Raw genomic sequence first — 24,344 nt, 5'->3', positions numbered from 1 at the left:
CATTCGTTGCTACTTCTGGAAGCAATGGAAACGTGGCCGGACTCGATTCGAGGAACTCATTGCCCGTGGCGTGAAACGCAATCTTGCCGCCCAAACCGCCGGAGCACCGCACAGCGCGTGGCGGCTCAGTCACAGCCCTGCAGTGAACCTCGCCCTGTCAAACGGGTACTTACGTTCTCTCGGGCTCCCATTGCTTGGTCCCTAGCCGATCAACCGATCCGAACCGCCGTGTACGGACCCGTACGCACGGTGGTGTGGGAGGGGTCGGGCCGCGAGGCCTGCCCCTATCCCGATCGCCTGCGCGATTCGTGCATCGCGGGCGCAAAAACAAACGGCGCCGCATTTTTGCGGCGCCGTTGTTCGTTGAGCGCGTCGTTCGGGTCAGTCGGGACGGTGGACGATTTCGTCGTGATCGTCGTGATCGTCGTGATCGTCGTGATCGTCGTGATCATGATCGTGATCATGATCGTGATCGTCGTCGTCGAGCTCCCAGCACGGGAACGGGTCGGCGTAGCCCAGCCAGGCTTCGGGGCCTGCCGCGTATTCCGCATCGTTGAGAAGGCACGCATCGAGCTTCGCGCGCCACGCGTCGCGGTCGAGATCGACGCCGATCATCACCAGCTCCTGGCGGCGGTCGCCGACGCTGGGGTCGTCGAGATCGCCCTGCCAGTCGGCGGCGATTTCCTTTTCGAGTTCGGCGTCCTGCGGCCATTCCTCGCGCGGCAGCGCCGCCCACCACGTGCCCGCGGGACCGTGACGACACACGCCGCCCGCCTGCGAAAGCGTGCCCGTCACGTCGTTGCGTGTGGCGAGCCAGAAGAAGCCCTTCGAGCGCAGCACGCCCTTCCACTCCTGGTTGAGCAGCGCCCAGAAGCGCTCGGGATGAAACGGGCGGCGCGCGCGATAGACGAAGTTGCTGATGCCGTACTCGTCGGCTTCGCTGCGCGGCGCATGCGTATGCGCTGGATCGTGGCAATGCGCCGGGTCATCGCACTGGTCATGGTCGTGCAGCGACGCGAGCCAGCCCGGCGCGCTCGACGCCGCATCGAAATCGAAGCGGCCGGTATCGATCACTTCCTCGAGCGGCACGTTGCCGAAGCGGCTCACCACCTGCACCGCGCGCGGATTGATGCGCGCGAGAATGTGCTGCAGGCGCGCGAGTTCGTCGTCGCTCACGAGGTCGGCCTTGTTCAGCACGAGCACGTCGCAGAACTCCACCTGATCGACGAGCAGTTCCACGATCGCGCGGTCGTCTTCCTCGCTCGCCGCCACCCCGCGCTGCGCGAGCTGGTCGGCGCTCGCGTAGTCGCGCAGGAAGTTGAATGCGTCGACGACGGTGACCATCGTGTCGAGACGCGCGAACGCGTCGAGCGCGACGCCGTCGTCGGCGGCGAACGTCAAGGTCTCCGCGATCGGCATGGGCTCGGCCACGCCCGTCGATTCGATCACGATGGCGTCGAAACGCTGGCCGGCGCGCGCCGGGTCGGCTAGACGCTGGATCTCGGTGAGCAGGTCGTCGCGCAGCGTGCAGCAAATGCAGCCGTTCGACATTTCGACCACGCGCTCTTCCACGCGCGAGAGCGCCGAGGCGTCGCGCACGAGCGCGGCGTCGATGTTCACCGAGGCGAGGTCGTTGACGATCACCGCCACGCGCAGGCCCGCGCGGTTCGACAGGATATGGTTGAGCAGCGTGGTCTTGCCCGCGCCCAGAAAACCCGAGAGCACGGTGACGGGCAGTGGCGGCTGGTTCATCGCAGTTGTGGTGCAGAAAGTGAGTCGGGAGGCGCGCCGCGCGAAAGGATCGAAATTCTCGTAAGGCTGCGGCGCCAGCCAGCATTTTGCACCATGCACGCGCGTCGCGCAGGACACGCGTGCCGCCGCATTCAGGGCGCAAGCACGCTGGGAGCACTCAGCACGCGTTCAAGCGTGCTATTGCATGAGATGCCACTTGCGCAGAATGTCGGCGATTTGCTGCGCGTACTGGTCGCGCAGCGTCGGCGTTTCGGAATGGTAAGCGCCGATGGCAGCCCACGTGTTGCCGTACTTGTTCATCTTCTGGCGCAGATGCCACGCGGCGATATAGACGTTCTTGCACGGCTCCATGAGCGTGCTTTGCGAAATGCCGTACTGCGAGAGCACGGGCAGATGCACGGAATTGATCTGCATGACGCCGTAGTCGATCGAACCGTTCGCATTCCTGTGTACTGCGTCGGGCCGGTTGTGCGACTCCTGCCAGGCAATGGCGCGCAGGATCAGCGGATTGACCTTCTGGTAGCGCGCGGCCTCGTCGAAACAGTCGGCGTGCGCGAGCGTGCTGACGCTCGCGGTGACGAGCACCACGGCGGCGGCAAGCGTAGCGGACCAGACGTTTGGCATGGCGACTCGCGCGGAAGCTGACAAAAAGGCAAACAAAGGGCAATCAAAGGGCAAGCAAAGAGGCGAACGGCGCAGCCTGAAGAATGACGCAATCTCTCGCTGGCCGGCCTGATTTCTGGCGCGCAATGCGGGAATTCCCACACAGAGACGGGGGAAACGTGCGTTGGCCATCCTTCGGGCCGCTCGTATGATACCGGTCACCGATGACGCGTCAAGCTGGCTGCTCAGACTAGACGTGGCGCTTCGAGTCAATCGAAGTCCGCGCGCGCCAGCTCATGAGGCATGCATGCTTACAAACAGCTTGGGATTACCGGCTGGCGCGGCTCGGCGATTAGAAGAATTCCCCGGAGAGCCATTTTTTGTGACAAATTCGACACGAAAAACTGCTACTGTTCCATCTTTTGTTGACTAACGGACGCCCGGGCTGAGGAGAGCCGGCGCCGGCACTAGTCAGGAAAGCACAGGCGAGTCGGCCCCACAGCCGTACGTCGAGGACGAATAGCCGCGCGCGTCTGCCGCTGGCTTCGATAAGACACCCATGAGAAGAAATCGTATGGCTTTGCGTCGCGTCGCCACGGCGCTGCTCGTGAGCGGACTCATTACGGCACAGCTTGCCTATGCGCAGGTCACGCTCAATTTTGTCAACGCCGACATAGACCAGGTGGCGAAGGCAATTGGCGCCGCCACCGGCAAAACGATCATCGTCGATCCCCGCGTGAAGGGGCAGCTCAATCTCGTCTCCGAGAACCCCGTACCTGAAGACCAGGCGCTCAAGACCCTGCAGTCGGCGCTGCGCATGCAAGGCTTCGCGCTCGTGCAGGATCACGGCGTCCTGAAGGTCGTGCCGGAAGCCGACGCCAAGCTGCAGGGCGTGCCCACCTATGTGGGCAATGCGCCCACCGCGCGTGGCGACCAGGTGGTGACCCAGGTGTTCACGCTGCGGCACGAGTCGGCGAACAACCTGCTGCCGGTGTTGCGCCCGCTCATCTCGCCGAACAACACCATTGCTGCCTACCCGGCAAACAACACGCTCATCGTGACCGACTATGCGGACAACGTGCGCCGCATCGCCTCGATCATCGCCGGTGTGGACTCGGCCGCCGGCCAGCAGGTCCAGGTGGTGACGCTGCACAACGCCAATGCGCTCGACATCGCGCCGCAAATCGCGAAGATGCTCGACCCGGGTGCGATCGGCGCCTCGGACCCTTCGCTGAAGGTGTCGGTCATCGCCGACCCGCGTACCAACTCGCTGATGCTGCGCGCCTCGAACACGCAACGCCTGGCCTCCGCGGTCCAGCTCTCGAAGCAGCTCGACGCGCCGACCAGCATGCCGGGCAACATTCACGTCGTGCCGCTGCGCAACGCCGACGCCACGCAGCTTGCCAAGACGCTGCGCGGCATGCTCGGCAAGGGCGGCAACGATACGTCGTCGTCCGGCAACGCGAACGGCTTCAACCAGGCCGGCAGCAGCGGCGGCGGCGGCGGCATGTCGACGGGCACCTCCGGCACGCCGCCGCTGCCGTCGAGCTCGCTTGGCGGCGGTACGTCGTCGGGCAGTTCGCTGGGCGGGGGCAGTTCGTACGGCAGCGGTGGCAGCGGCAGCAACGAAGCCCCGTTCCTCGGCGGCGACAAGGACAAGGGCGACGAGAACCAGCCGGGCGGCATGATCCAGGCCGACGCGGCGACCAACTCGCTGATCATCACGGCGCCGGACGCGGTGTACCGCAACCTGCGCGCCGTGATCAACCAGCTCGATGCGCGGCGCGCGCAGGTCTATATCGAGGCGCTGATCGTCGAGCTGAACTCGACCACCAACGCCAACCTGGGCATTCAGTGGCAGGTGGCGAGCGGCAACGTCTACGCGGGCACCAATCTCGCGACGGGCAGCGGCAACAGCATCGTCAACCTGACGGCGGCAGCGGCAGCGGCCGCGAGTACCGGCGGCCTCGCCAACGCGCTCGGCTCGCAAGGCCTCCAGCAGGGCCTGAATGTCGGCTGGATCAAGAACATCTTCGGCGTGCAGGGGCTTGGCGCGTTGCTGCAGGCGCTCTCGCAAACCGCCGACGCCAACGTGCTGTCCACGCCTAACCTCATCACGCTCGACAACCAGGAAGCGAAGATCGTCGTCGGTACGAACGTGCCGATCCAGACGGGTTCGTATTCGAACCTCACGAGCGGCACGGCGAGCACGGCGTTCAACACCTACGATCGTGTGGACGTGGGCTTGACGCTGCACATCAAGCCGCAGATCACCGACGGCGGCATCCTGAAGCTGCAGCTGTACACGGAAGACTCGGCGATCGTGACGGGCACGACCAACGCGACGACCAATCCGGCCGGCCCTGAGTTCACCAAGCGTTCGATCCAGTCGACCGTGCTGGCCGACAACGGCGAGATCATCGTGCTCGGCGGCCTGATGCAGGACAACTACCAGGTCGCCAACAGCAAGGTGCCGCTGCTCGGCGACATTCCGTGGATCGGCCAGCTGTTCCGCTCGGAAAACAAGACGCGCCAGAAGACCAACCTGATGGTGTTCCTGCGTCCGGTGATCATCAGCGACCGCGACACGGCGCAGGCGGTCACGTCGAATCGCTACGACTATATCCAGGGCGTGACGGGCGCATACAAGTCCGACAACAACCTGATCAAGGATCGCGACGACCCGGTCGTGCCGCCGATGCCGGTGGGCCCGAGCCAGGGTGGCTCCGTGCTGAACCTGTTCGATCTCGACCAGATGCGGCGTCAACAGGCGCTGGGCGTGCAGCCCGCGGCTCCCGCAAATCCGGCAAGCGCCGTGCAAATGCAGCCCGCTGCACCCGTGCAGACGGCGCCGGTGGAAACCACGCCGGTGCAACAGGCGGCGCCTGCCACGACGCGGGTGCAGCCGTGAGCACGCCGCACGCGCCTGCGGCGACTGACGGTGCGGACCGCGAGCCGCCCTCGCCGCTGGCCGCTCGGCTCGTGCCGTACGGCTTTGCGCGCAGCGGCCAGATTCTGGTCGCCCAGCAGCGCGCCGAAGGCCTCGAAGTGTGGATCAGCGAGCGCACCTCGCAGGCTGCCATCGCCGAGGTCGCGCGCAACTTCGGCGCGTTCGCGCTCGTGCGCGTGCCGGCCGACGAACTCACGCAGGCCATCAACCAGGCGTACGCGCGTCAGGACGGCAGCGCCGCGCAGGTGGTGGGCGAAGTGGAAGGCGAAGTCGATCTCTCGCGCCTCATGCAGGACATTCCCGAAGTGGAAGACCTGCTGGAGTCCGAAGACGACGCGCCGATCATCCGCATGATCAACGCGCTCCTCACGCAGGCCGCGCGCGAGCAGGCATCGGACATACATATCGAGCCGTTCGAGAATGCCTCGGTCGTGCGCTTTCGCGTGGACGGCACGCTGCGTGACGTCGTGCGCCCGAAGAAGGCGCTGCACGGCGCGCTGATCTCGCGTATCAAGATCATGGCGCAGCTCGACATCGCCGAGAAACGACTGCCGCAGGACGGCCGCATCACGCTGCGCGTGGGCGGGCGTCCGGTGGACGTGCGCGTTTCCACGCTGCCCACGGGCCACGGCGAGCGCGCAGTGCTGCGTCTGCTCGAAAAAGACGCGCAGCGCCTGAACCTCGAAGCGCTCGGCATGGCCGGCGACACGCTCGGCAAGTTCGACCAGCTGATCGCAAAGCCGCACGGCATCGTGCTCGTGACCGGCCCGACGGGCTCGGGCAAGACGACCACGCTCTACGCGTCGATGTCGCGGCTCGAAACGGCCACGACCAACATCATGACCGTGGAAGACCCGATTGAGTACGACCTCTCGGGTATCGGGCAAACGCAGGTGAACGAGCGCATCGGCATGACGTTTGCGCGCGCGTTGCGCTCGATCCTGCGTCAGGATCCGGACATCATCATGATCGGTGAAATCCGCGACCTCGAAACTGCGCAGATCGCCGTGCAGGCGTCGCTCACGGGCCACCTCGTGCTCGCCACGCTGCACACCAACGACGCCGCCTCGGCAGTGACGCGTCTGACCGACATGGGCGTCGAGCCGTATCTGCTCGCATCGTCGCTGCTCGGCGTGCTCGCGCAGCGCCTCGTGCGCCAGCTCTGCCCCGTGTGCAAGGAAGAACGCGTGGAAGACGACGGCAGAAAGCGCTGGCATCCGGTGGGCTGCGATCGCTGCGGCCATTCGGGTTACGCGGGGCGGCGCGGCGTGTACGAACTGCTGCTCATCGACGAGCCGATTCGCGCGCTCATCCACCGCAACGCCGCCGATGCGGAGATCTTCGCGGCCGGCCGCGCACAAGGCATGCGCACGCTGCGTGAAGACGGCGAGCGCTGGGTCGAAGCGGGCAGGACGTCGCTCGAGGAAGTGCTGCGCGTGACGGGCGGCGCATGATGGGCCGCACGATGAACCACCAGATGGATTCTCAATAAAAGCGAGGGCGATCAGCAACATGCCGGCATTTCGCTTCGAAGCCATCGACGCCACGGGCAAAGCGCAAAAAGGCGTGCTCGACGCGGACAGTGCACGCGGCGCGCGCGCGCTGCTGCGCGGCCAGGGCCTCACGCCGCTCGTGGTCGAACCCGCCGCGAGCCGCACGCGCGGCGCGCGCCAGCAGCGGCTCGCGCTCGGGCGCAAGCTCTCGCAGCGCGAGCAGGCGATCCTCACGCGCCAGCTCGCGAGCCTGCTGGTGGCGGGCCTGCCGCTCGGCGAGGCGCTTGCGGTGCTCACCGAGCAGTCCGAGCGCGACTACATCCGTGAACTGATGGCGGCCATTCGCGCCGAGGTGCTCGGCGGCCATTCGCTCGCCAGCGCACTCGAGCAGCATCCGCGCGATTTCCCGGACATCTACCGTGCGCTCGTGGCCGCGGGCGAGCACACCGGCAAGCTCGGCATCGTGCTGTCGCGCCTCGCCGACTACATCGAGCAGCGCAACGCGCTCAAGCAGAAGATCGTGCTCGCCTTCACGTACCCGACGATCGTCACGATCATCGCGTTCGGCATCGTCACGTTCCTGCTCAGCTACGTGGTGCCGCAAGTGGTGAACGTGTTCGCGAGCACGAAGCAGCAACTGCCCTTGCTCACCATCGTGATGATGGCGCTCTCGGGGTTCGTGCGGCAGTGGTGGTGGGCGGTGCTGATCGCCGTGGCTGTGGTGGCCTGGATCGTGCGCTCGACCTTGCGCCGGCCAGGCCCCCGCCTCGCGTTCGATCGCTGGATGCTCACTGCGCCGCTCGCGGGCAAGCTCGTGCGCGGCTACAACACCGTGCGCTTCGCGAGCACGCTCGGCATTCTGAGTGCGGCAGGCGTGCCGATCCTGCGCGCGCTGCAGGCGGCCGGCGAAACGCTCTCGAACAAGGCGATGCGCACGAACATCGACGAAGCTATCGTGCGCGTGCGCGAAGGCACGTCGCTGTCTCGCGCGCTGGGCAACACGAAGACGTTTCCGCCCGTGCTCGTGCACCTGATCCGTTCGGGCGAGGCGACCGGTGACGTGACGACCATGCTCGACCGCGCGGCCGAAGGCGAGGCGCGTGAACTCGAGCGGCGCACGATGTTCCTCACGAGCCTGCTCGAACCGCTGCTGATCCTGGCGATGGGGGGGGTGGTGCTCGTGATCGTGCTCGCGGTGATGCTGCCGATCATCGAGCTGAACAACCTCGTGCAGTGAGGCGTACGAACTGCACGAAGTCGCAGGAAGCCGGGCGCGCGGAACTCAGCGCACGTAGATGGTGGGACCGGCTGCGTTGGGCGGCAGGAAGATTTCGGAGTGCACGCCGTGCCGGTCGATGACGATCGAGCGGGGGCGCACTTCGAAGAGTTTGGAGTTCTGGTCGATCGGGCCGCCGAGCGAAATGGCTCGCGGCGGTTCACCGCCCACGCTGACGATGGCTGCCGCGCCCTGCGCGAGCGAGAGGATGCCGAACAGGTGAATGTCCTGCACGGGGTTGCGCTCGAGCCTGCCGCCGAACGGCGTGCCGGCCTGGTCGAGCGAAACCGGCGCCCGCGCGGCGGCGGCCTGCACCGGGGCCGCGCGGTTGGTGACGAGGGTGATCGTCCACCACGTGGCCGTGGCGCAGAACACCGCAAACGCGGCGAGGGAAAGAAGGCGGATTTGCAGTGGGCTCATGCGCTCATTGTACGAAGGTTTATGAAATTTTTGATGTACGCGTTTGCCATGCCCGCAAGGCGTCGGAAAGGCGTCATCGTGTGACATTACAATGACCCGTCATGCGTGCAAGGACCCGGCCGATTCGAGCGGCGGGGTCGATCGCAGGCGGGACGAAGCGCGGCGCACAGGCGTGCACCGCAACCATATCTAGCGAGGGAGGAAAGAACTCATGTCCATGTGGGCCAAACGCCGTGCCGAAATCGAAGTCACGCGCGCGCGCCGCCAACGCGGCTTCACGCTCATCGAAATCATGGTCGTGATCGCGATTCTCGGCATTCTGGCCGCGTTGATCGTGCCGAAGATCATGAGCCGTCCCGATGAAGCGCGCCGCGTCGCCGCGCGCCAGGACATCGGCACGATCATGCAGGCAATGAAGCTCTATCGCCTCGACAACGGCCGCTATCCGACCCAGGACCAGGGGCTGCAGGCACTCGTGCAAAAGCCGACGACCGACCCCGTGCCGAACAACTGGAAGGACGGCGGCTATCTGGAGCGTCTGCCCAATGACCCGTGGGGTAACGCGTACCAGTACCTGAACCCGGGCGTGCACGGCGAGATCGACGTATTCAGTTACGGCGCCGACGGCAAACCCGGCGGCGAAGGCAACGACGCCGACGTCGGGTCCTGGCAGTAAGTCGTCCGCCACGCCGCATCCATGCAACCGAGCCGCCTTGTCCCTTGCCGGGACCGCCGATCGCCACGCACCGCGCGCACCTCACGCGCGGGCATGCGTTCGCGCGCGGCGGGCTTCACGCTGCTCGAAATGCTCGTGGTGCTGCTGATCGCGGGGATTCTCATCTCGCTCGCTTCGCTCACGCTCACGCGCAATCCGCGCACCGACCTGAACGAAGAAGCGCAGCGGCTCGCGCTCCTGTTCGAATCGGCGGGCGACGAGGCGCAGGTGCGTGCCCGGCCCATTGCGTGGCAGCCGCTCGCGGGCGGGTTCCGCTTCGACGTCCATACCGAGGACGGCTGGCGTCCGCTGCGCGACGATCTGCTCGGACCGCGCCACTGGGAAGGCGGCGTGACCGGCGTGGCGATCACCTACCCCGGCAGCGACGACACGCAGGCCAACCGGCTCATCTTCGGCACCGAAGCCGTGGACGTGCCGGTGCAGGTCACGCTCTTCTCGGCAGCCGGACGCGCGACGATCGTCGGCACCGGCACTGGCCGCTTCGAGGTGCGCTGAGATGCGGCTCTCGATGCGTGGGAGAAAGCGCGGCCAGAGCGCTCGCGTGGTTCGTCCGGCTCGTCCGGTGCGTGAGCGCGGCTTCACGATGATCGAGGTATTGGTTGCGCTCGCAATCATCGCGATTGCGCTGGCCGCTTCGCTGCGCGCCGTGGGCAGCCTCGCCGCGAGCGAAGCCGATCTGCACGACCGCCTGCTCGCGGGCTGGAGTGCGGACAACACGCTCGCGCAACTGCGTCTCGCGCACGCGTGGCCGGACCTTGGCGAGAGCAGCTTCGACTGCTCGCAGGGCAATCTGCGGCTGACCTGCACACAGCAAGTCGCGACGACGCCCAACCCCGTCTTCCGCCGCGTCGAGGTGTCGGTGACGACGCCCGGCCGTTCCGGCAATCTCGCGCAACTCGTCACGGTGCTCGCCAATGAGACGAACCGCTCGTTGTGACCGCGCGCGCGGCGCCTCGTCAGCGCGCGGCTTCACGCTGATCGAGCTGCTCGTGGCGATCGCCATCATGGCTGTGGTGGCGATCCTCTCGTGGCGCGGCCTCGACGAGATCATGCGCGGGCGCGAAACCATCACGCGCTCGATGGCAGAGGAACGCGTGTTCGCGCAGATGTTCGACCAGATGCGCATCGACTTGCGCGAAGCGACCTCCGATGACGAAGCGGGCGGCGTCGCCATCTCGCTCGACGGCGGCGCGCTGCAGATCGTGCGCGCATTCGCGGTGCCGCCGGGCGCGGCGCCGCGCCTGCAAGTGGTGCGTTACCGCGTGTCGGGCGGCCAGGTGGTGCGCTATGCGTCGCCCCCGCTCGCCAATCTCGGCGAGTTGCGGCGCGCACTGCGCGGCGGCGAAGGCGACAACTGGGGCGCGTTGCCGATGATGAGCGGCGTGGACGTCATCAACGCGCGCCTGTACGTGCCGAAGACGGGCTGGACGGCGAACATGCAGGACGTGCGCTCGCAGGTGAGCGGCAACAACGATGATCTCAAGGTGCCGCAGCTCGGCAACGCGCCGCTGCCGCGCGCGGTGACGGGCGTGCAGGTGAGCGTGGGTTCGCATTCGCTCGAGCGGCCGGTGACCCGCGTATTCATGGTGGGGGAATGACGTTGCGCACACAACGAATCTCCGCCGGACGATTCCGACGATCCAGCCGCTGTACGCGCGCGCGGCGCGGCGCGGCCATCATCAGCGCGCTGCTTGTTGTGGCGCTGTCGGCGATCCTCGTCTCGGGCATGTTGTGGCGCCAGCAGGTGCAGTTGCGCCGCATCGAAAATCAGCGGCTGCTCGCACAGGCGCAATGGATTGCGCGCGCCTCGCTCGACTGGACGCGCCTCGTGCTGCGCTCCGAAGCGGATACGTCGGCGGGCATCACGTATCTCGGCGGCGCGTGGGGCGTGCCGCTCGCGAGGACGCGCCTGTCCGACTTTCTCGGCCAGATCGGCGACGCGCGCGCGCAACAGGGCGCGGACACCTGGCTCTCGGGTTCGATCGAAGACGCCCAGGCGCGTTTCAATCTGCGCGATCTGGTGGCGAGCAGCGCGCCGGGCTCGCTGCAGCTGAATCTCACAGAGATCGAAGCGTTCGCGCGCCTGATGCAGATTCTCGGCATCGACCAGCAACTCGCCAAGAACACCGCGGTGTATCTGCGCTCGGGCCTCGCCTACTCGGCAACGCGCTTCCAGACGCAAACCGCCACGACGAGCGGCACCTCGCAAACCGAGGTGCTCGCAGGCGGCGGAACGACTGGCGGCGGCAACTACACGGACAACCCCGGCCTCTCCGATTCCGACAATAACAGCGGCGTCGCGCCGCTCCTGATGACGAGCGTCGATTCGCTGCTCGACGTGCCAGGCTTCACGCCCGACGCCGTCGCGCGGCTGCGCCCGTTCGTGACGATCCTGCCCACCGTGACGCCCGTGAACATGAACACGGCGAGCGCCGAGGTGATCGCCTCCGTCGTGACGGGCATGAGCCTGTCGAACGCACAGGCGCTCGTCGCGCGTCGCCAGAGCGTGTTTTTCCGCAACGTGAGCGACGTGCAGCTCGCGCTCGAAGGCGTGGGCGTGAAGCAAGCCTCGATCGACACCACGCAGATCGACGTCAACACGAGTTATTTTCTGATACATGGGCGCGTGCAGCACGAGCGCGCCGAGGTGGACCGCACGACGCTTGTCTGGCGCGACCCGCTCACTCATACGACGCGCATCGTGCGCGTTCGCGACGAACCATGAATCCGTCCCCGATCAACATCGAAAAGAGGTGCGTTTGAGCACGCTGATCGTTCTCATGCCGCCCCGCGACCCGGCGGTCCACTCGCAGGAATGGCAGCTGCCGGAGCTGCCGTTCGTGCTGCTCGACAAGACGGGCAACACGCAGCGCGCGGGCCGTTCGGCGCTCGGGCTGCTGCCGAAGGCCTCGGCCACCATCCTGATGATCGCCGCGCGCGACCTGCTCACGCTCGCCGCCACCGTGCCGCCGCTCAAGGGGCCGCGGCTGCGTCAGGCGCTGCCGAACGTGGTCGAGGATCATCTGATCCAGGACGCGCAGACCTGCCATCTAGCGCTCGATCCCAAGCGCCTGGCCGACGGCCGCCAGGTGGTGGCGGCCATCGATCGCGGCTGGTTCCGCTATCTGCTGGAAGGCTTTACCGCCGCGGGGCACCGCAATCTGCGCGCTGTGCCCGTGGCGCGCTGCCTGCCGGCCGCGCAGGCGGTGGAAGCGGTTCAAGAGGTTCAGGTGACCGAACCAGCCGAGCCCGCAGAGCCGACCGCAGCGCCCGACGCCGCGGCTCCCGCGACGCCCGCGCTCGAACCCGTGACCGCGTGCGTGCTCGGCCATGTCGTCGCGACCGCGCCCACGCTGCTGCCCGGCGTCGCGCCCGAGCCCGCGGCCGCCACGGCGCAAGCGGCGCTCGAACTCGCGATCGTGCGCGGCGCGCTCGCCGAGGGCTTCGCGGTGCCCGCCGCGAGCGTCGCTGCCACCGTCATCGCGCTCGCGGGTGGCGCGCCGGTTTCGGGCTACGTCCTCACCAATCTGCCGGGCGAGCCCGTGAGCGCCGCCGCGCGCGCGTCGCTGGCCGCCGCGTTGCCGGGCGCGCAGACGCTCACGTTCGAGGCGCTCGCGCGCCGCGCGCTCGCCTGCCGCTTCGACCTCTGCCAGTTCGAGTTCGCCTCGCAGCCGTGGCGGCTCGACCGCGCGACGCTGCGCCGTCTGCGGGTGCCGATCGTGCTCGTGGCGGCGTCGCTCGTCGTGGCGGTCGTCGGCGCGAATATCCAGTGGCTCATGATGGCGCGCCAGCGCGACGCGATCAACGCGCAGATGACCGAGCTGCTGCTCAACGCGTTCCCGAAGACGACCGTCGTGCTCGATCCCGCCGGACAGATGGCGCGCCAGTTGCAGCAGTTGCGCCTGGCCGCGGGCGAGCCTTCGCCCGACGACTTCCTCGCGCTCTCCGACGGCCTCGCGCGCTCGCTTGGTCCGGTGCCCGCGAACGCCATCGCGGCCCTCGACTATCACGACCGGCGTCTGGACGTGACCTTCAAGCCAGGCGTCGACGTCGACGCCGATCTCGTGAAACGCCTCGCGGGCAACGGCCTTGCGGGCACGGTGGATGCCAGCACGGGCAAATGGACCATCAGGAGCGCATCGTGAAGACAACGGCTGTGAGCGGCGCGTGGGCCGAGGCCTGGACGAACTTCTGGGAGGCGCGTTCGACGCGCGAAAAGACGCTGCTCACGTGGGGTGGCGCGGTGCTTGCGCTCGCGATCGGCTGGTCGGTGCTGTGGCAGCCCGCCGCCGACGGCCGCGCGCGCCTGCGTGAGAGCTTGCCCGGCCTGCAGCGCGGACTCGCGCAGATGACAGCCGAGGCCGACGAGGCGCGCTCGCTGGCTGCCGCCGCTGCGAGCGTGGCGCCGGGCGGCCAGGCGCTCAAGGACGCGCTCACCGCCTCGCTCGCGGATCACGCGCTCACGGGCGCGCAGATTCAACTGATCGGCGCGACGGTGCAGGTGCAGATGAAGAACGCGTCGTTTCCGGCGTGGGCCGCGTGGCTCGACGACGTGCGCAAGCAGTTCAAGGTGCAGGTGGTCGAGGCGCACATCACCGCGCTGAAGGCCGATGGCCAGGTCGACTTGACAGCCTCGCTGCAACCGGCGAATACGCATTAAAAAGAAAAAGCGCGCATCGAAAAGCGCGCAATGAGAATCGCCGGAGAAATAAGCAATGAGTTACTGGATGCGGCGCCTGCGCGCCGCGTTGCCCTGGCTGATCGTGGGCCTGCTGTCGAGCGCTGTCGTGCTGCTCGCCCGCCTGCCCGCGGCCTGGATCGCGCCGCAGTTCGCGCGCGCGACCCAGGGGCACGTGAATCTGATCGACCCGGAAGGTTCGCTCTGGCACGGCTCCGCCACGCTGATGCTGGCCGCGGGCCAGGACGCACGCGGCGCGACGCTGCTGCCGGGGCGCATCGTCTGGCGTACGGCATTCTGGCCGCTTTTCGTCGCGCGCGTGCGCATGGAAATGCTGCAGACCGAGGCGATGCCCGACGCGGTCACGGTGGATGCGTCAATGCGCGGCGCGAACGTGAGCGCGGGCACGATCGCCGTGCCGGCGTCGCTGCTCGCGGGTCTAGGCGCGCCTTTCAACACGCTCGATCTGGACGGCAAGGTGCGGCTCGCGTGGAGCCCGTTGCGCGTGTTCGGCACGGATGCGTTCGGACGACTGACCGTCTCGCTCGCCGATATGAGCTCGCGCGTTTCGCTCGTGAAGCCGCTCGGCACGTATCAGGTGGTGTTGCAGGCGCAAGGGGCGACGTCGACGCTCGATCTCTCGACGCAAAAGGGACCGCTGATGCTCGAGGGGCGCGGCGCGTTCTCGCGTGCGTCGGCGTCGTTCCAGGGCACCGCGAGCGCGGCGCCGGATCAGCGCGACAACCTGGCGGGCCTGCTGAATCTGCTGGGCCGGCCGGTCGGGCCGGGAACCGTCGCGCTGACCTTCATGCGCTGAGGTTCGTAGTCTGAGCGTGCGCCCGCCTGCGCGGGCGCGCGCGTACGCATTACTGCGGCTGTGCGGCCGGCGTAGCCGTCGTCGCTGCCGCTGGGGACGAAGGTGCTGAAGCCACTGCCGGCGCGGCCACGCTGCCCGTCTCGCGATCCATCTGCGAGGCATCCCAGCCGCCGCCCAGCGCCTTCACGAGCCCCACCGACGACACCATGCGCTGCCCGCCGATGCTCACGAGCTTTTGCTGCGCGGTAAAGGCCGTGGCCTGCGCGGAAAGCACGTTCTGGAAATCGGTCGTGCCCGCCTTGTACTCGTTCGTCACGATCGCGAGCGCATGCTGCGCCGACTCCACCGCCTGCTGCTGCACGACGACCTCTTGCCCGAGGATGCGCTGCGAAGCGAGGTTGTCCTCCACATCCTGGAACGCAGCCAGCACCGTTTGCCGGTACGTGGCCACCTGCTGGTCGTAGGCGGCGCGCGCGGCCTCGGTCTGGGCCTTGCGCAGCCCGGCGTCGAAGATCGTGCCGGCAAGCGAGGGCCCGAGCGTCCAGAAGCGCGACGGCATCTGCAACAGCTGCGACATCACCGAGCTTTCGAAGCCGCCGCTCGCGGACAGCGTGAGCGTGGGGAAGTACGCCGCGATGGCGACGCCGATCTGCTCATTGGCGGACGCCGCCTTGCGCTCGGCCGAGGCGATGTCGGGCCGGCGCTCGAGCAGCGCCGAAGGCATGGCGAGCGGCACCGTGGGCGGCGTGGCGGCGAGCGGCGACGGCGGGATCGAGAACGTCGAGGCGGGCTGGCCGACCAGCACGGCGATCGCATGCTCGTCCTGGGCGCGCGCCACACCGTTGTCGATCGCGGAAGCCTGGGCGGATTGCAGCTGGGTTTGCGCCTGGATCACGTCGGCGCGGCCCGCCACGCCCTGGGCGTACTGATTCTGCGTGAGCTGCAGCGACTTCTGGTACGCGCCGACCGTGTCGTCGAGCAGCTTCTGCTGCGCGTCGAGCGAGCGCAACGTGAAGTAAGTCTGCGCGAGCGTGGCCTGGGCCGACAGTCGCGCGTTCGCGAGATCGGCCGCGGCGCCCTGCTGGCTCGCCTCCTGCGAGCTGACCGTGCGGCTCACCTTGCCCCAGAGATCGGGTTCCCAGGTGGCGTCGAGCCCCAGGTTGACGTTGTTGTTGATGCTGCCGCTCGACAATCCGCCGCTCGAGTTGGACACGCGCGTGGGCGTGTACGAGCGCGTGCCGGCGAACGAACCGCTGATCACAGGGAAGTACGCCGCCCGCGCCTCGCCCACGAGCGCCCGCGCCTGGCGGTAGGCGGCGGCATTTTGCGCGACCGTCTGGTTGCTGGTGTTGAGCTGGTCCATTAGCGCATTGAGCTGCGCGTCGTCGTAGATCAGCCACCACGCGCCGCGGTCGGCGGTATCGGCGGGTTGCGCGACCTTCCAGCCCTCGGGCGCTTCCTTGAACGAAGCGGGCACGGCGGCGCTGGGCCGATGATAGTCGGGGCCGACGGCGCAGCCACTCAACTGGAAGGTAAGCGCGGCAGCCGCGCACAGCGTCAGGATGGAAAGCGGCTTGGGCGCGCGGCGCGCCACGGACCCGGCGGATCCAGCGGTCGCGCCGGAGCGGACGAAACGGCAAGGCATGCAAGGATTCCTGTCGATGCAACCGGCGCGCGCTCAGGCGGCCGGGCGCGCACGGGGTTGTCGCGTTGCGGCAATGGTAGCGCACGCGCTAGTCATTACACGGAATCCGAAAGCTTACGCGTTGGAAGGGTTGGCGGGTGTTACGGCGTGAGGCGCGCAGGTTACGCGTCGTTACGGCGGCGCTTCGGTGCGCGGCAGGCGAGCTGGCCGCCACCGCACACGGGCGCATCCGCTGCTGGTGTTACTGCCGTTGCTGCCGTTGCGGTCGCGGGCGTGGCCGGCACGACAGCGCTTGCCGCGGCGGGTTCGGGCTGCGCGCGCCGACGCTGCGCCCACACCACGGCCACCACCGCGATCGATCCGCCCGGCAGCGCGAACATGGCCGCATACAACGCGAGTTTGCGCCAGCGCGACGATTCACCGGTCTTCGCGAAAGCGAGGCGGGCGGTGTCGGTGACGGAGCGGCCAAGGCCGCCAAGCGCGTTGATCAGGAAAAGCATGATGCGGAAACGGGTGGGCGTAGGAGAATGAAACTGGTTGCCTGTCATAATATTGACTATGCAATCAAATCACAACATACTTTGCAGCGCATCAATATGACTGTTGTTTTTACGCGCCGATCGCCGCAGCCGAGCATTGGCAACCCGGCGACCGATTTATCTGCCTGAGCAGCGAAATAACCCGTTATAATCGGCTCGTTTTTTGAGATGCTGCAAAGCGAACTGCCATGAGCGATGGTCCTTTCGTCCCGGCCAGTCTGGGCGTCGAGCCAAGTCTCGGCTATTTCCTTTCGACCGCGCGCAACGTGCTGGCCGGGCGTATCGATCGTGCGGTTGCGCCGCTTGGACTCACATCGTCGCAAATTGGTGTGATCCTTTTATTGTGGTTCGAGCGCGCCAGCACGCCGAATGAGATGTCGCGCGCGCTCTCGTACGACACCGGCTCCATGACGCGCATGCTCGACCGGCTGGAGAAAAAGGGCTTTCTCGAGCGGCAGCGCAGCCAGGCGGACCGCCGGGTCGTGGAACTCGCACTGACGGATCAGGGACGCGCGGCGGCGCAGCAATTGCCCGACCTGATCGCCGCTGAGATGTCCGAGCAGCTGCGCGGCTTCTCGCCCGAAGAAGTCGCGACGCTGGTTCATTTGCTGCAGCGCTTCATTGCCAATGACGGCTCGACCACACCGCTCTGCGGATCGATGGACGGCACCGGCAAGGACGCAGAAGCGCCGGCGCAGGAAGACGGCGACTAGCAACGCCGCACGCTGCGCGGCAGCGCAACACGTGGCGTAGTTTGATCCAATCACTGTCTGGGCAGAAAATGCACAGACACGAAATAACAGGCTGCCGTGCGCTGCTCCCGGGGGCAGCGGCAACGGCCGACCCAACAAGGACACGGAACATGGCAGCTTCTCCCGCGGTGCCCGCGCAGGCCGAACCCGCACCGTTTTCCGGCGGCACGCTCGCGCTCCTCACAGTCGGGCTCGCGCTCGGGACCTTCATGGAGGTGCTGGACACCTCGATCGCCAACGTGGCGGTGCCGACCATCTCGGGAAACCTGGGTGTCGCCAACAGCGAAGGCACGTGGGTCATCTCCTCGTATTCGGTCGCCTCGGCGATCGCCGTGCCGCTCACCGGATGGCTCGCGCGCCGCGTAGGCGAAGTGCGCCTCTTCACGCTCTCCGTGCTGCTGTTCACGCTGGCCTCGGCTGCCTGCGGCTTCGCCACCAACTTCGAAACGCTCATTGCGTTCCGTCTCGTCCAAGGGCTCGTTTCCGGGCCGATGGTCCCACTTTCGCAGACCATCCTCATGCGCTCCTACCCGCCTGCCAAACGCGGGCTTGCGCTCGGGCTCTGGGCGATGACCGTGATCGTCGCGCCCATCTTCGGACCGGTGATGGGCGGCTGGATCACCGACAACTACACGTGGCCGTGGATCTTCTATATCAACGTGCCGATCGGCGTCTTTTCGGGCATCTGTGCGTACCTGCTGCTGCGCGGCCGCGAGACGAAGACGACGAAGCAGCGCATCGACGCCGTGGGCCTCGCGCTCCTCGTGATCGGCGTGTCGTGCCTGCAGATGGTGCTCGACCTCGGCAAGGACCGCGACTGGTTCAACTCGACGTTCATCGTCACGCTCGCCATCATCGCGGTGGTCGCGCTCGCGTTCATGCTCGCGTGGGAGGCGACGGAAAAAGAACCCGTGGTCGACCTCTCGCTCTTTCGCGACCGCAATTTCGCGCTCGGCGCGATGATCATCTCATTCGGCTTCATGGCCTTCTTCGGCTCGGTGGTGATTTTCCCGCTCTGGCTGCAGACCGTCATGGGCTACACGGCGGGCCTCGCGGGTCTGGCCACCGCGCCGGTGGGCCTGCTCGCGCTCGTGCTCTCGCCGCTCATCGGGCGCAACATGCACCGGCTCGATCTGCGCATGGTCGCGAGCTTCGCCTTTGTCGTGTTCGCGCTCGTCTCGCTCTGGAATTCGACGTTCACACTCGACGTGCCGTTCGACCACGTGATCCTGCCGCGTCTCGTGCAGGGTATCGGCGTGGCCTGCTTCTTCGTGCCGATGACGACCATCACGCTCTCGAGCATTCCCGACGAGCGGCTCGCGAGCGCCGCGGGCCTCTCGAACTTTCTGCGTACGCTTTCGGGTGCGATCGGCACGGCGGTGAGCACGACGTTCTGGGAAGACGCCGCCATCTATCACCATGCCGTGCTGTCGGAATCGGTGACCCAGTACTCGCCGAATACCGTCGCCTACAAGGACGCGCTCGCGAACCTCGGTTTCGCAGGTCAAAGCCTGACCGCCAAGCTCAACGACGTCGTGACGACGCAAGGCTACATGATGGCGACCAACGACTTCTTCCGCATTTCCTGCGTGATGTTTGTCGTGCTGGCCCTGCTGGTATGGGTGACGAAGCCGAAAAAAGGCGCGGGACCGGCAATGGGTCATTGACGGTCCCGCGAAAGGCCGCCCTGAGCGCGCGCCGGTGCGAACCACGCCCAGCGCGGTCAGGGCCACGCGCGATCAATGCGCGCTCGAAGCCGGCTCGGCCACGGCTGCGCCGCTCACGCCAGCCGTGTCGCCGCCTGCGCCCGTGGTCGTGTCGCCGGGAATCGGCGCATCGACGCCGGTTCGCACGTACTGCTTGAACGCCGCGCCCGCCGACCACGGGTTGGGCTTGCAGCCGAGCGAACTGTCGCAATGCGCGGCGAAGCCGATCGTGGCCGTGCCGTCATTGTTGGCGGACTTCGTGATTTCATAGGCGAGCAGACGCCGGCCGCCGCCCGGGCCCGACGTCTGGATCAACGTGTCGGTCACGGTCTGCACTTCGTACTTCGAATGACTGCGCACCCAGTCCTGGGCGCGTTGCCACCAGAGATCGCATTCCGCCTTGTTCGAACAGGTGAGCGGCGCGGTTGCGATCTGCATGACGTCGGGATTGACCTGCCCGCGCGACGCGCAGGCCGCAGCCGTCGCGCACAGCAGGATCGCAAGAATTCGTTTCATCGCGTGGATTCCTCCCAGAGTGAGCCGCATTGCGCGCGGCCCGTGCTTTTTTGGTGTTTTCAGTTTCGGTCGTCCGTCGCGCGTCGTCCGCGCGCGGTTCGGGAACGCGGCGCCTACCCTGGTTGGACCGCATCTGCACGCTGACGTTGCGAGCAAATGCGGTGCCCGGGACAAACCTCGATGGGATGGGGGTGCGCCGCAGCGGCGCACCGGCGCGCGGCTCAGACGCTGAAGCGATTGAGCGTATAAGCGCGATAGGCGGCGACGAATGCGTCGAACGAGCCGACTTCGTCGTGCTCGAGTTGCGCCTGCTCGGCGAGCGATTCGCGCGCGAGCGTTTCGAATTCGGCCGTAGCCGCGGCATCGAGCGGACGCGCGAGGAATTGCGTCGCGTGGTGCTCGCTTTGTGCGCGTGCAAATTGCAGGAAGGACTGCTTGCTATCGCGCATGGTTTGCAGCACGCGCGCCGACGGCGTGAGCGACGGGTCGGCCAGCTTCGCGCGTTGTGCCGCGAGCGAGCGCGTATGCGCGTCGCTGCCGTGCGCCGCGTCGAGTACGGCGGCTGCGTGGCCGATCTTTTCGAACAGCGCTTCGGCCCACTCGTGCATCGGCACGTCCTTGCCGTCGCGCTTGAGCGCGAGACCCGGGCGGCGCCCTTCTTTCGTCACCAGGCCAAAGTTTTCATTCGATTCGGCGTAGGCGTCGGCAGGCAGGAACGGGCTTTCATCGAGCGCGCAGGCGAGCAGGTAGGCGTCGAGAAACCGTGCGGTTTCGAGCGAGATGCCGGTCGGCTCGAACGGATCGATGTCCATGCAGCGCACCTCAACGTACTGCACACCGCGCGCGGCGAGCGCATGCAGCGGCCGCTCGCCCGGATGCGTGATGCGCTTGGGGCGAATCGTTGAGTAGAACTCGTTCTCGATCTGCAGCACGTTCGTGTTGATCTGCACCCACTCGCCGTCGCGATGCGTGCCGATCGCCTCGTAGGGCGGATACGGCTGGCTCACAGCCTGCGCGAGCGCGTCGAGATAGCCTGCCAGCGTGTCGTAATCGGCGCGCAAGGCGGACTGGCCCGTCGTGTTCGAGTAGCCGAGATCGCTCATGCGCAGGCTCGTCGCGTACGGCAGATAGAGCGTGTCGGCGTCGAACGCTTCGAGCTTGTGCTCGCGGCCGCGCAGGAAGCGTGCGTCGAGCGCGGGCGAAGCGCCGAACAGGTACATGAGCAGCCAGTTCGTGCGGCGGAAATTGCGGATCAGCGCGAGGTAGCGCTCCGACTGATAGTCGGTGAACGAGGCCGTGGACTGATGATGCGCATGCAGCACGCGCCACACTTCGTCGCTCAGCGAATAGTTGTAGTGGATGCCGGCAATGCACTGCATCGTGCGGCCGTAGCGCAACGCGAGGCCCATGCGGTACACGTACTTGAGGCGGCCGATGTTCGAGCTGCCATAGCGCGCGATGGGAATGCCGTCGTCGGTGTCGGGCAGGAGGCCCGGCATCGATTCGTTCCAGAGCATCTCGCCGTCACGCGCGAGTACCGCATAGACGTAGCGATGCAGCTCGTCGAGCTTCGCGAGCGTGATCGACGCGTCGGGCTCGGCGGGCGTGATGATCTCGATCAGCGCTTCCGAATAGTCGGTGGTCAGCGACGGATGCGTGAGCGCCGAACCGAGCGCTGCCGCGTGCGGCGTCATGGCGAGACGGCCGTCGCGCGTCACGCGCAGGCTCTCCTTCTCGATGCCGCGCAGACCGCGCGTGAGCGCGCCGCGATGTGGCCCGTCGCCCAGCACGGAAAGGCGCTGCGCGAGAACGTCGTTCGTGCGTGTAGATGTCGTGTCTGGCATTGAGGCAAGTCGGGCTCGGGCCGGCGGCGCAGTGCTGCGCGCAGTGCTGCTAACATTCGCCGGCCGGGATTCTTTTCGGTAGCGGGCACTTTAACATCTCGCCGAAAGACCTGCTTGGGCCTGCCTCGGGCGGGGTTTTGGCCTGTCGGCGCGTGCTTCTCGCGGTGATGGCACCCCGTTGCCTGCCGCTGCCTTCCGCTGCCCTAGCCGCCGCGCGCCGCGCCCGCGCGATCGGCGATTTCGTTCCACAAATGCATGGCCGCGTATGCGCGCCAGGGGCTCCATGTGTCAGTGCGGGTGCGCTGCTGGGTCGCGCGCACGAGTGACGGGTCGCGCGCCGCGATGGCCTGCATGAGCACGAGATCGGTCGCGGGCCACGCGTTCGCGTCGCGCCATGCGCGCATCGCGACGTATTCCACGGTCCACGGTCCGATGCCAGGCAGCGCGAGCAGCGCGGCGCGCATGGCGTCGAGGTCGGCGGGTTCCGGGCCGATAGCCTCGATTTGTCTGTTTTGACGCTTGCCGCGCGGCTTGTTTTGATCCTTCTCCGCGTAGTCGCGTTCGATGATCACCGCGCCGCTCGCCACGGCCTGCGCGAAGCCCTGCAGCGCGGCGACGCGCCTGCCCGGCATGCCGATGCCCGCGAGATCGGCGGCGGCGAGCGCGGCGGGCGTCGGAAAGCGCCACGCGGTGCGCGCGTGCGCATGGTCGTCGATGCGCTTGCCTACGCGTTCGACGAGGCGGCCGATGATCGTCGTCGCCGCTTTCACGCTGACCTGCTGGCCGACGATCGCGCGCACCACGAGCTCGAAGCCCGACCACGCGCCGGGCACCCGAAGCCCCGGCACGGCCGCGACGAGCGGCGCAAGCCACGGGTCGCTGCGCAGATGGGCGGCGACGGCGGCGGGATCGGCCTGCAGGTCGAACATGCGCGAGAGCGGCGCGGCGAGCGCCGCCGCATGCGCGCTCACGGGCCCGTCGATCTGCACGACGAGGCAATGCTTGCGCGCGTGGCGGCGCACGGCGAGCGTGCCGCTCGCGCCGTTGAAATCGATTGCGCGCAGCCACGCGCCGTCCTCCACCGCCTCGACGCCCGGCGTGGCGCGGCCGCTGAAGAAGCGCAGCACGCGTGGCCAGTCGTAGGGCGCGCGAAACGGCAGTTCGAGTGTGGCGCGGTGCGTCGGCGCCTCGGCTTGTGCTTCGGATTGCGAGGCGATGGCGCTCAAGTGGCGGTCTCCGGCGTGTTGGCGCGGTTCTGGGTCGAACGGGCGCTTTTCGGGTTTTTTGCGCCGGTTTGCGCACCTTGCGAGGCGCGCGCTTCGGCGTCGATCAGCGCCGCCTTGCGCTCGAGCCCCCAGCGATAACCCGCGAGCGAGCCGCCCTTCTGGACGACGCGATGGCACGGAATCGCCAGCGCCACCGGATTCGACGCGCACGCACTCGCCACGGCCCGCACCGCGCGCGGCGCGCCGAGCGTTTCGGCGATCTGCGAGTAGCTGCGCGTCTCGCCGTAGGGAATGCGCTGGAGCGCGTCCCAGACGCGCTGCTGGAACGCCGTCGCGGCAATGTCGAGCGGCAGATCGAAACGCTCGCGCCGGCCGTGCAGATACGCGTCGATCTGCGCGGCGAACGGCGCGACCGCGGCCTTGTCCTCGAGGCACTGCGCGTTCGCGAAATCGGCCGTGAGTGCGGCGGTGAGCGTCGCGGCTTCGTCGCCGAACGCGATCCGGCAAATGCCCTTCTCCGTTGCCGCGATGAGCACGAAGCCGATCGGCGTGGGCGTGGCGGCGTAGTGGATCGTCAGCCCCGCGCCCTTGCGGCGATAGGCGGAAGGCGCCATGCCCAGCTCGCCCGGCACGCTGTGATAGAGCCGCGACGACGAGCCGAAGCCGGCGTCGGCGCTAGCGCGCGTGACGTCGGCGCCCTCGCCGAGCGCGTCGCGCAGCACGGCCCCGCGCCGCGCCGCCTGGTATTGGCGCGGCGAGACGCCCAGCACGCGCTTGAAGAGGCGCTGCAGGTGAAACGGGCTGAGATGCACGGCTTCGCCCAGCTGCGCGAGCGTGAGCCGCTCTTGCGGGTCGGCGTCCAGCGCCGCACACGCGCGCCGCACGATTTCCAGCTCGCGCGGCAGGCCGCCCGGGCGGCAGCGCTTGCATTCGCGATAGCCGGCGGCTCGCGCGTCGTTCGCCTCGGCGAAGAATTCGATGTTCTCGCGCCGCGGCAGCCGCGACGCGCACGACGGGCGGCAAAACACGCCGGTGGTGCGCACGGCGTAGAAGAACGCGCCGTCGGCGCGCGCGTCGCGCGACGTGACGGCTTGCCAGCGGTCGGCGTCATTGGTCCACTCGCTGTCTGGTGTTTGCCTGGGTTTGGCGGGTTTCATCGCTGGTTTCATTGCAGGAACGGCGCTCATTTGAGGGCTCCTCGAAGTGCCTGTCTGTATGCCCTTACTCTAACTTCGCGTACGGAGGACGGCGCGCCGCATCTTGCGCTGTCATTGCGGTCGACATGGGCCGTGAATGCGCCCTGATCGGGTACTTTTATGGCCTTCGGTGAATCCCTGGTGGCGCCTTGCAGATTCCCGTGCGACAAAATGGCAACTTTGCGGGTTTTCCCT

Annotated in this window: 23 protein-coding genes; 14 read left to right on the top strand and 9 right to left on the bottom strand. The window is 67.4% G+C overall.

Features of this window, described 5'->3' with window-relative positions; all coding sequences use genetic code 11:
• Nucleotides 1–381 precede the first annotated feature (381 nt).
• Together M3A49_RS26205 and M3A49_RS26200 are read right to left on the bottom strand one after the other, a co-directional pair.
• Nucleotides 382–1,752, bottom strand: coding sequence for a GTP-binding protein (locus tag M3A49_RS26205; protein ID WP_266231632.1), 1,371 nt, complete (start codon nt 1,750–1,752; stop codon nt 382–384).
• A gap of 177 nt (nt 1,753–1,929) precedes the next feature.
• Nucleotides 1,930–2,376 carry a lytic transglycosylase domain-containing protein gene (locus M3A49_RS26200; protein ID WP_028203273.1) on the bottom strand — a complete coding sequence of 149 codons (447 nt, stop codon included), beginning with the start codon at nt 2,374–2,376 and terminating at the stop codon, nt 1,930–1,932.
• A gap of 553 nt (nt 2,377–2,929) precedes the next feature.
• Between M3A49_RS26200 and gspD the strand changes: the two genes are divergently transcribed.
• Genes gspD through gspF form a run of 3 tightly spaced genes read left to right on the top strand, consistent with a single transcriptional unit; the run spans nt 2,930 to nt 8,035 of the window.
• Nucleotides 2,930–5,266, top strand: coding sequence for a type II secretion system secretin GspD (gene gspD / locus M3A49_RS26195; protein WP_266231631.1), 2,337 nt, complete (start codon nt 2,930–2,932; stop codon nt 5,264–5,266).
• Nucleotides 5,263–6,759, top strand: a complete 1,497-nt coding sequence (gene gspE / locus M3A49_RS26190) for a type II secretion system ATPase GspE (RefSeq protein ID WP_266231630.1) — start codon at nt 5,263–5,265, stop codon at nt 6,757–6,759. Before gspD ends, gspE begins: the two co-directional genes overlap by 4 nt.
• A 58-nt stretch (nt 6,760–6,817) precedes the next feature.
• Nucleotides 6,818–8,035: a type II secretion system inner membrane protein GspF gene (gene gspF, locus M3A49_RS26185; RefSeq protein WP_028203270.1), complete on the top strand. Its 1,218-nt coding sequence runs from the start codon at nt 6,818–6,820 to the stop codon at nt 8,033–8,035.
• Nucleotides 8,036–8,080: 45 nt separating this feature from the next.
• On the opposite strand, the gene M3A49_RS26180 is transcribed toward gspF, so the two are convergent.
• On the bottom strand, nt 8,081–8,494 hold the full coding sequence (locus M3A49_RS26180) for a general secretion pathway protein GspC (RefSeq protein ID WP_266231629.1): 414 nt from the start codon (nt 8,492–8,494) through the stop codon (nt 8,081–8,083).
• Between the two features lie 211 nt (nt 8,495–8,705).
• On the opposite strand from M3A49_RS26180, the gene gspG reads away from it, so the two are divergent.
• From gspG to M3A49_RS26140, 8 genes are read left to right on the top strand one after another with little or no spacing between them, the layout of a single operon-like run.
• Nucleotides 8,706–9,170, top strand: coding sequence for a type II secretion system major pseudopilin GspG (gene gspG, locus M3A49_RS26175; RefSeq protein WP_302056945.1), 465 nt, complete (start codon nt 8,706–8,708; stop codon nt 9,168–9,170).
• Between the two features lie 21 nt (nt 9,171–9,191).
• Nucleotides 9,192–9,725, top strand: coding sequence for a GspH/FimT family pseudopilin (locus M3A49_RS26170; protein WP_266231628.1), 534 nt, complete (start codon nt 9,192–9,194; stop codon nt 9,723–9,725).
• Nucleotides 9,726–9,738: 13 nt separating this feature from the next.
• Nucleotides 9,739–10,167, top strand: coding sequence for a type II secretion system minor pseudopilin GspI (gene gspI, locus M3A49_RS26165; protein ID WP_266231638.1), 429 nt, complete (start codon nt 9,739–9,741; stop codon nt 10,165–10,167).
• Nucleotides 10,145–10,828, top strand: coding sequence for a PulJ/GspJ family protein (locus tag M3A49_RS26160; RefSeq protein WP_266231627.1), 684 nt, complete (start codon nt 10,145–10,147; stop codon nt 10,826–10,828). The genes gspI and M3A49_RS26160 overlap by 23 nt, the downstream gene beginning before the upstream one ends.
• Nucleotides 10,825–11,955, top strand: coding sequence for a type II secretion system minor pseudopilin GspK (gene gspK / locus M3A49_RS26155; RefSeq protein WP_266231626.1), 1,131 nt, complete (start codon nt 10,825–10,827; stop codon nt 11,953–11,955). Before M3A49_RS26160 ends, gspK begins: the two co-directional genes overlap by 4 nt.
• Before the next feature lie 34 nt (nt 11,956–11,989).
• On the top strand, nt 11,990–13,375 hold the full coding sequence (gene gspL, locus M3A49_RS26150) for a type II secretion system protein GspL (RefSeq protein WP_266231625.1): 1,386 nt from the start codon (nt 11,990–11,992) through the stop codon (nt 13,373–13,375).
• Nucleotides 13,351–13,890 (top strand): type II secretion system protein M, encoded by a 540-nt coding sequence (locus M3A49_RS26145; RefSeq protein ID WP_266231624.1) that lies wholly within the window; start codon nt 13,351–13,353, stop codon nt 13,888–13,890. The genes gspL and M3A49_RS26145 overlap by 25 nt, the downstream gene beginning before the upstream one ends.
• A 55-nt stretch (nt 13,891–13,945) precedes the next feature.
• Complete coding sequence (locus M3A49_RS26140; protein WP_266231623.1) at nt 13,946–14,725, top strand: type II secretion system protein N; 780 nt, start codon at nt 13,946–13,948, stop codon at nt 14,723–14,725.
• A gap of 49 nt (nt 14,726–14,774) precedes the next feature.
• Here the strand turns inward: M3A49_RS26140 and M3A49_RS26135 are convergent, their stop codons facing one another.
• Both M3A49_RS26135 and M3A49_RS26130 read right to left on the bottom strand, forming a co-directional pair.
• A complete protein-coding gene (locus tag M3A49_RS26135; RefSeq protein ID WP_266231622.1) occupies nt 14,775–16,370 on the bottom strand; it encodes an efflux transporter outer membrane subunit in 1,596 nt (531 codons plus the stop codon).
• Between the two features lie 161 nt (nt 16,371–16,531).
• Nucleotides 16,532–16,870 carry a hypothetical protein gene (locus M3A49_RS26130; RefSeq protein WP_266231621.1) on the bottom strand — a complete coding sequence of 113 codons (339 nt, stop codon included), beginning with the start codon at nt 16,868–16,870 and terminating at the stop codon, nt 16,532–16,534.
• A gap of 27 nt (nt 16,871–16,897) precedes the next feature.
• Between M3A49_RS26130 and M3A49_RS26125 the strand changes: the two genes are divergently transcribed.
• The 3 genes from M3A49_RS26125 (at nt 16,898) to M3A49_RS26115 (ending at nt 19,328) form a co-directional block, all read left to right on the top strand.
• The gene (locus tag M3A49_RS26125) at nt 16,898–17,038 is read left to right on the top strand and encodes a hypothetical protein (protein ID WP_266231620.1); all 141 of its coding nucleotides are present in this window, start codon (nt 16,898–16,900) and stop codon (nt 17,036–17,038) included.
• A gap of 59 nt (nt 17,039–17,097) precedes the next feature.
• The gene (locus M3A49_RS26120; protein WP_266231619.1) at nt 17,098–17,622 is read left to right on the top strand and encodes a MarR family winged helix-turn-helix transcriptional regulator; all 525 of its coding nucleotides are present in this window, start codon (nt 17,098–17,100) and stop codon (nt 17,620–17,622) included.
• A gap of 149 nt (nt 17,623–17,771) precedes the next feature.
• Nucleotides 17,772–19,328 (top strand): DHA2 family efflux MFS transporter permease subunit, encoded by a 1,557-nt coding sequence (locus M3A49_RS26115; protein ID WP_266231618.1) that lies wholly within the window; start codon nt 17,772–17,774, stop codon nt 19,326–19,328.
• Between the two features lie 72 nt (nt 19,329–19,400).
• Here M3A49_RS26115 and M3A49_RS26110 read toward each other — a convergent pair whose 3' ends face one another.
• From M3A49_RS26110 to ada, 4 genes are all read right to left on the bottom strand, one after another.
• Nucleotides 19,401–19,883 (bottom strand): hypothetical protein, encoded by a 483-nt coding sequence (locus M3A49_RS26110; RefSeq protein WP_028203256.1) that lies wholly within the window; start codon nt 19,881–19,883, stop codon nt 19,401–19,403.
• 221 nt (nt 19,884–20,104) lie between these two features.
• Nucleotides 20,105–21,727, bottom strand: coding sequence for a glutamate--cysteine ligase (gshA, locus tag M3A49_RS26105; protein ID WP_266231617.1), 1,623 nt, complete (start codon nt 21,725–21,727; stop codon nt 20,105–20,107).
• Between the two features lie 203 nt (nt 21,728–21,930).
• Nucleotides 21,931–22,953, bottom strand: a complete 1,023-nt coding sequence (locus M3A49_RS26100) for a DNA-3-methyladenine glycosylase family protein (protein ID WP_416339010.1) — start codon at nt 22,951–22,953, stop codon at nt 21,931–21,933.
• Nucleotides 22,950–24,110 (bottom strand): bifunctional DNA-binding transcriptional regulator/O6-methylguanine-DNA methyltransferase Ada, encoded by a 1,161-nt coding sequence (gene ada, locus M3A49_RS26095; RefSeq protein WP_266231616.1) that lies wholly within the window; start codon nt 24,108–24,110, stop codon nt 22,950–22,952. Before ada ends, M3A49_RS26100 begins: the two co-directional genes overlap by 4 nt.
• Nucleotides 24,111–24,344 lie beyond the last annotated feature (234 nt).

Origin of the sequence: Paraburkholderia sp. CNPSo 3076, from assembly GCF_026343935.1 — a bacterium.
Classification (GTDB): Bacteria; Pseudomonadota; Gammaproteobacteria; order Burkholderiales; family Burkholderiaceae; genus Paraburkholderia; species Paraburkholderia nodosa.
Note: the sequence above shows the minus strand (reverse complement) of the source record. Positions and strands in the feature narration are given on the sequence as shown.

What these genes read in the sequence shown, in the direction of transcription:
- M3A49_RS26200 (WP_028203273.1), bottom strand. Translation starts at nt 2,376, where the DNA reads ATGCCAAACGTCTGGTCCGCTACGCTTGCCGCCGCCGTGGTGCTCGTC.
- gspF (WP_028203270.1), top strand. Translation starts at nt 6,818, where the DNA reads ATGCCGGCATTTCGCTTCGAAGCCATCGACGCCACGGGCAAAGCGCAA.
- M3A49_RS26140 (WP_266231623.1), top strand. Translation starts at nt 13,946, where the DNA reads ATGAGTTACTGGATGCGGCGCCTGCGCGCCGCGTTGCCCTGGCTGATC.
- M3A49_RS26145 (WP_266231624.1), top strand. Translation starts at nt 13,351, where the DNA reads ATGGACCATCAGGAGCGCATCGTGAAGACAACGGCTGTGAGCGGCGCG.
- gspG (WP_302056945.1), top strand. Translation starts at nt 8,706, where the DNA reads ATGTCCATGTGGGCCAAACGCCGTGCCGAAATCGAAGTCACGCGCGCG.
- ada (WP_266231616.1), bottom strand. Translation starts at nt 24,110, where the DNA reads ATGAAACCCGCCAAACCCAGGCAAACACCAGACAGCGAGTGGACCAAT.
- M3A49_RS26135 (WP_266231622.1), bottom strand. Translation starts at nt 16,370, where the DNA reads ATGCCTTGCCGTTTCGTCCGCTCCGGCGCGACCGCTGGATCCGCCGGG.
- M3A49_RS26160 (WP_266231627.1), top strand. Translation starts at nt 10,145, where the DNA reads ATGAGACGAACCGCTCGTTGTGACCGCGCGCGCGGCGCCTCGTCAGCG.
- M3A49_RS26180 (WP_266231629.1), bottom strand. Translation starts at nt 8,494, where the DNA reads ATGAGCCCACTGCAAATCCGCCTTCTTTCCCTCGCCGCGTTTGCGGTG.
- gshA (WP_266231617.1), bottom strand. Translation starts at nt 21,727, where the DNA reads ATGCCAGACACGACATCTACACGCACGAACGACGTTCTCGCGCAGCGC.
- gspK (WP_266231626.1), top strand. Translation starts at nt 10,825, where the DNA reads ATGACGTTGCGCACACAACGAATCTCCGCCGGACGATTCCGACGATCC.
- gspI (WP_266231638.1), top strand. Translation starts at nt 9,739, where the DNA reads ATGCGTGGGAGAAAGCGCGGCCAGAGCGCTCGCGTGGTTCGTCCGGCT.
- gspD (WP_266231631.1), top strand. Translation starts at nt 2,930, where the DNA reads ATGGCTTTGCGTCGCGTCGCCACGGCGCTGCTCGTGAGCGGACTCATT.
- M3A49_RS26130 (WP_266231621.1), bottom strand. Translation starts at nt 16,870, where the DNA reads ATGCTTTTCCTGATCAACGCGCTTGGCGGCCTTGGCCGCTCCGTCACC.
- M3A49_RS26110 (WP_028203256.1), bottom strand. Translation starts at nt 19,883, where the DNA reads ATGAAACGAATTCTTGCGATCCTGCTGTGCGCGACGGCTGCGGCCTGC.
- M3A49_RS26120 (WP_266231619.1), top strand. Translation starts at nt 17,098, where the DNA reads ATGAGCGATGGTCCTTTCGTCCCGGCCAGTCTGGGCGTCGAGCCAAGT.
- M3A49_RS26205 (WP_266231632.1), bottom strand. Translation starts at nt 1,752, where the DNA reads ATGAACCAGCCGCCACTGCCCGTCACCGTGCTCTCGGGTTTTCTGGGC.
- M3A49_RS26170 (WP_266231628.1), top strand. Translation starts at nt 9,192, where the DNA reads ATGCAACCGAGCCGCCTTGTCCCTTGCCGGGACCGCCGATCGCCACGC.
- M3A49_RS26115 (WP_266231618.1), top strand. Translation starts at nt 17,772, where the DNA reads ATGGCAGCTTCTCCCGCGGTGCCCGCGCAGGCCGAACCCGCACCGTTT.
- M3A49_RS26125 (WP_266231620.1), top strand. Translation starts at nt 16,898, where the DNA reads ATGAAACTGGTTGCCTGTCATAATATTGACTATGCAATCAAATCACAA.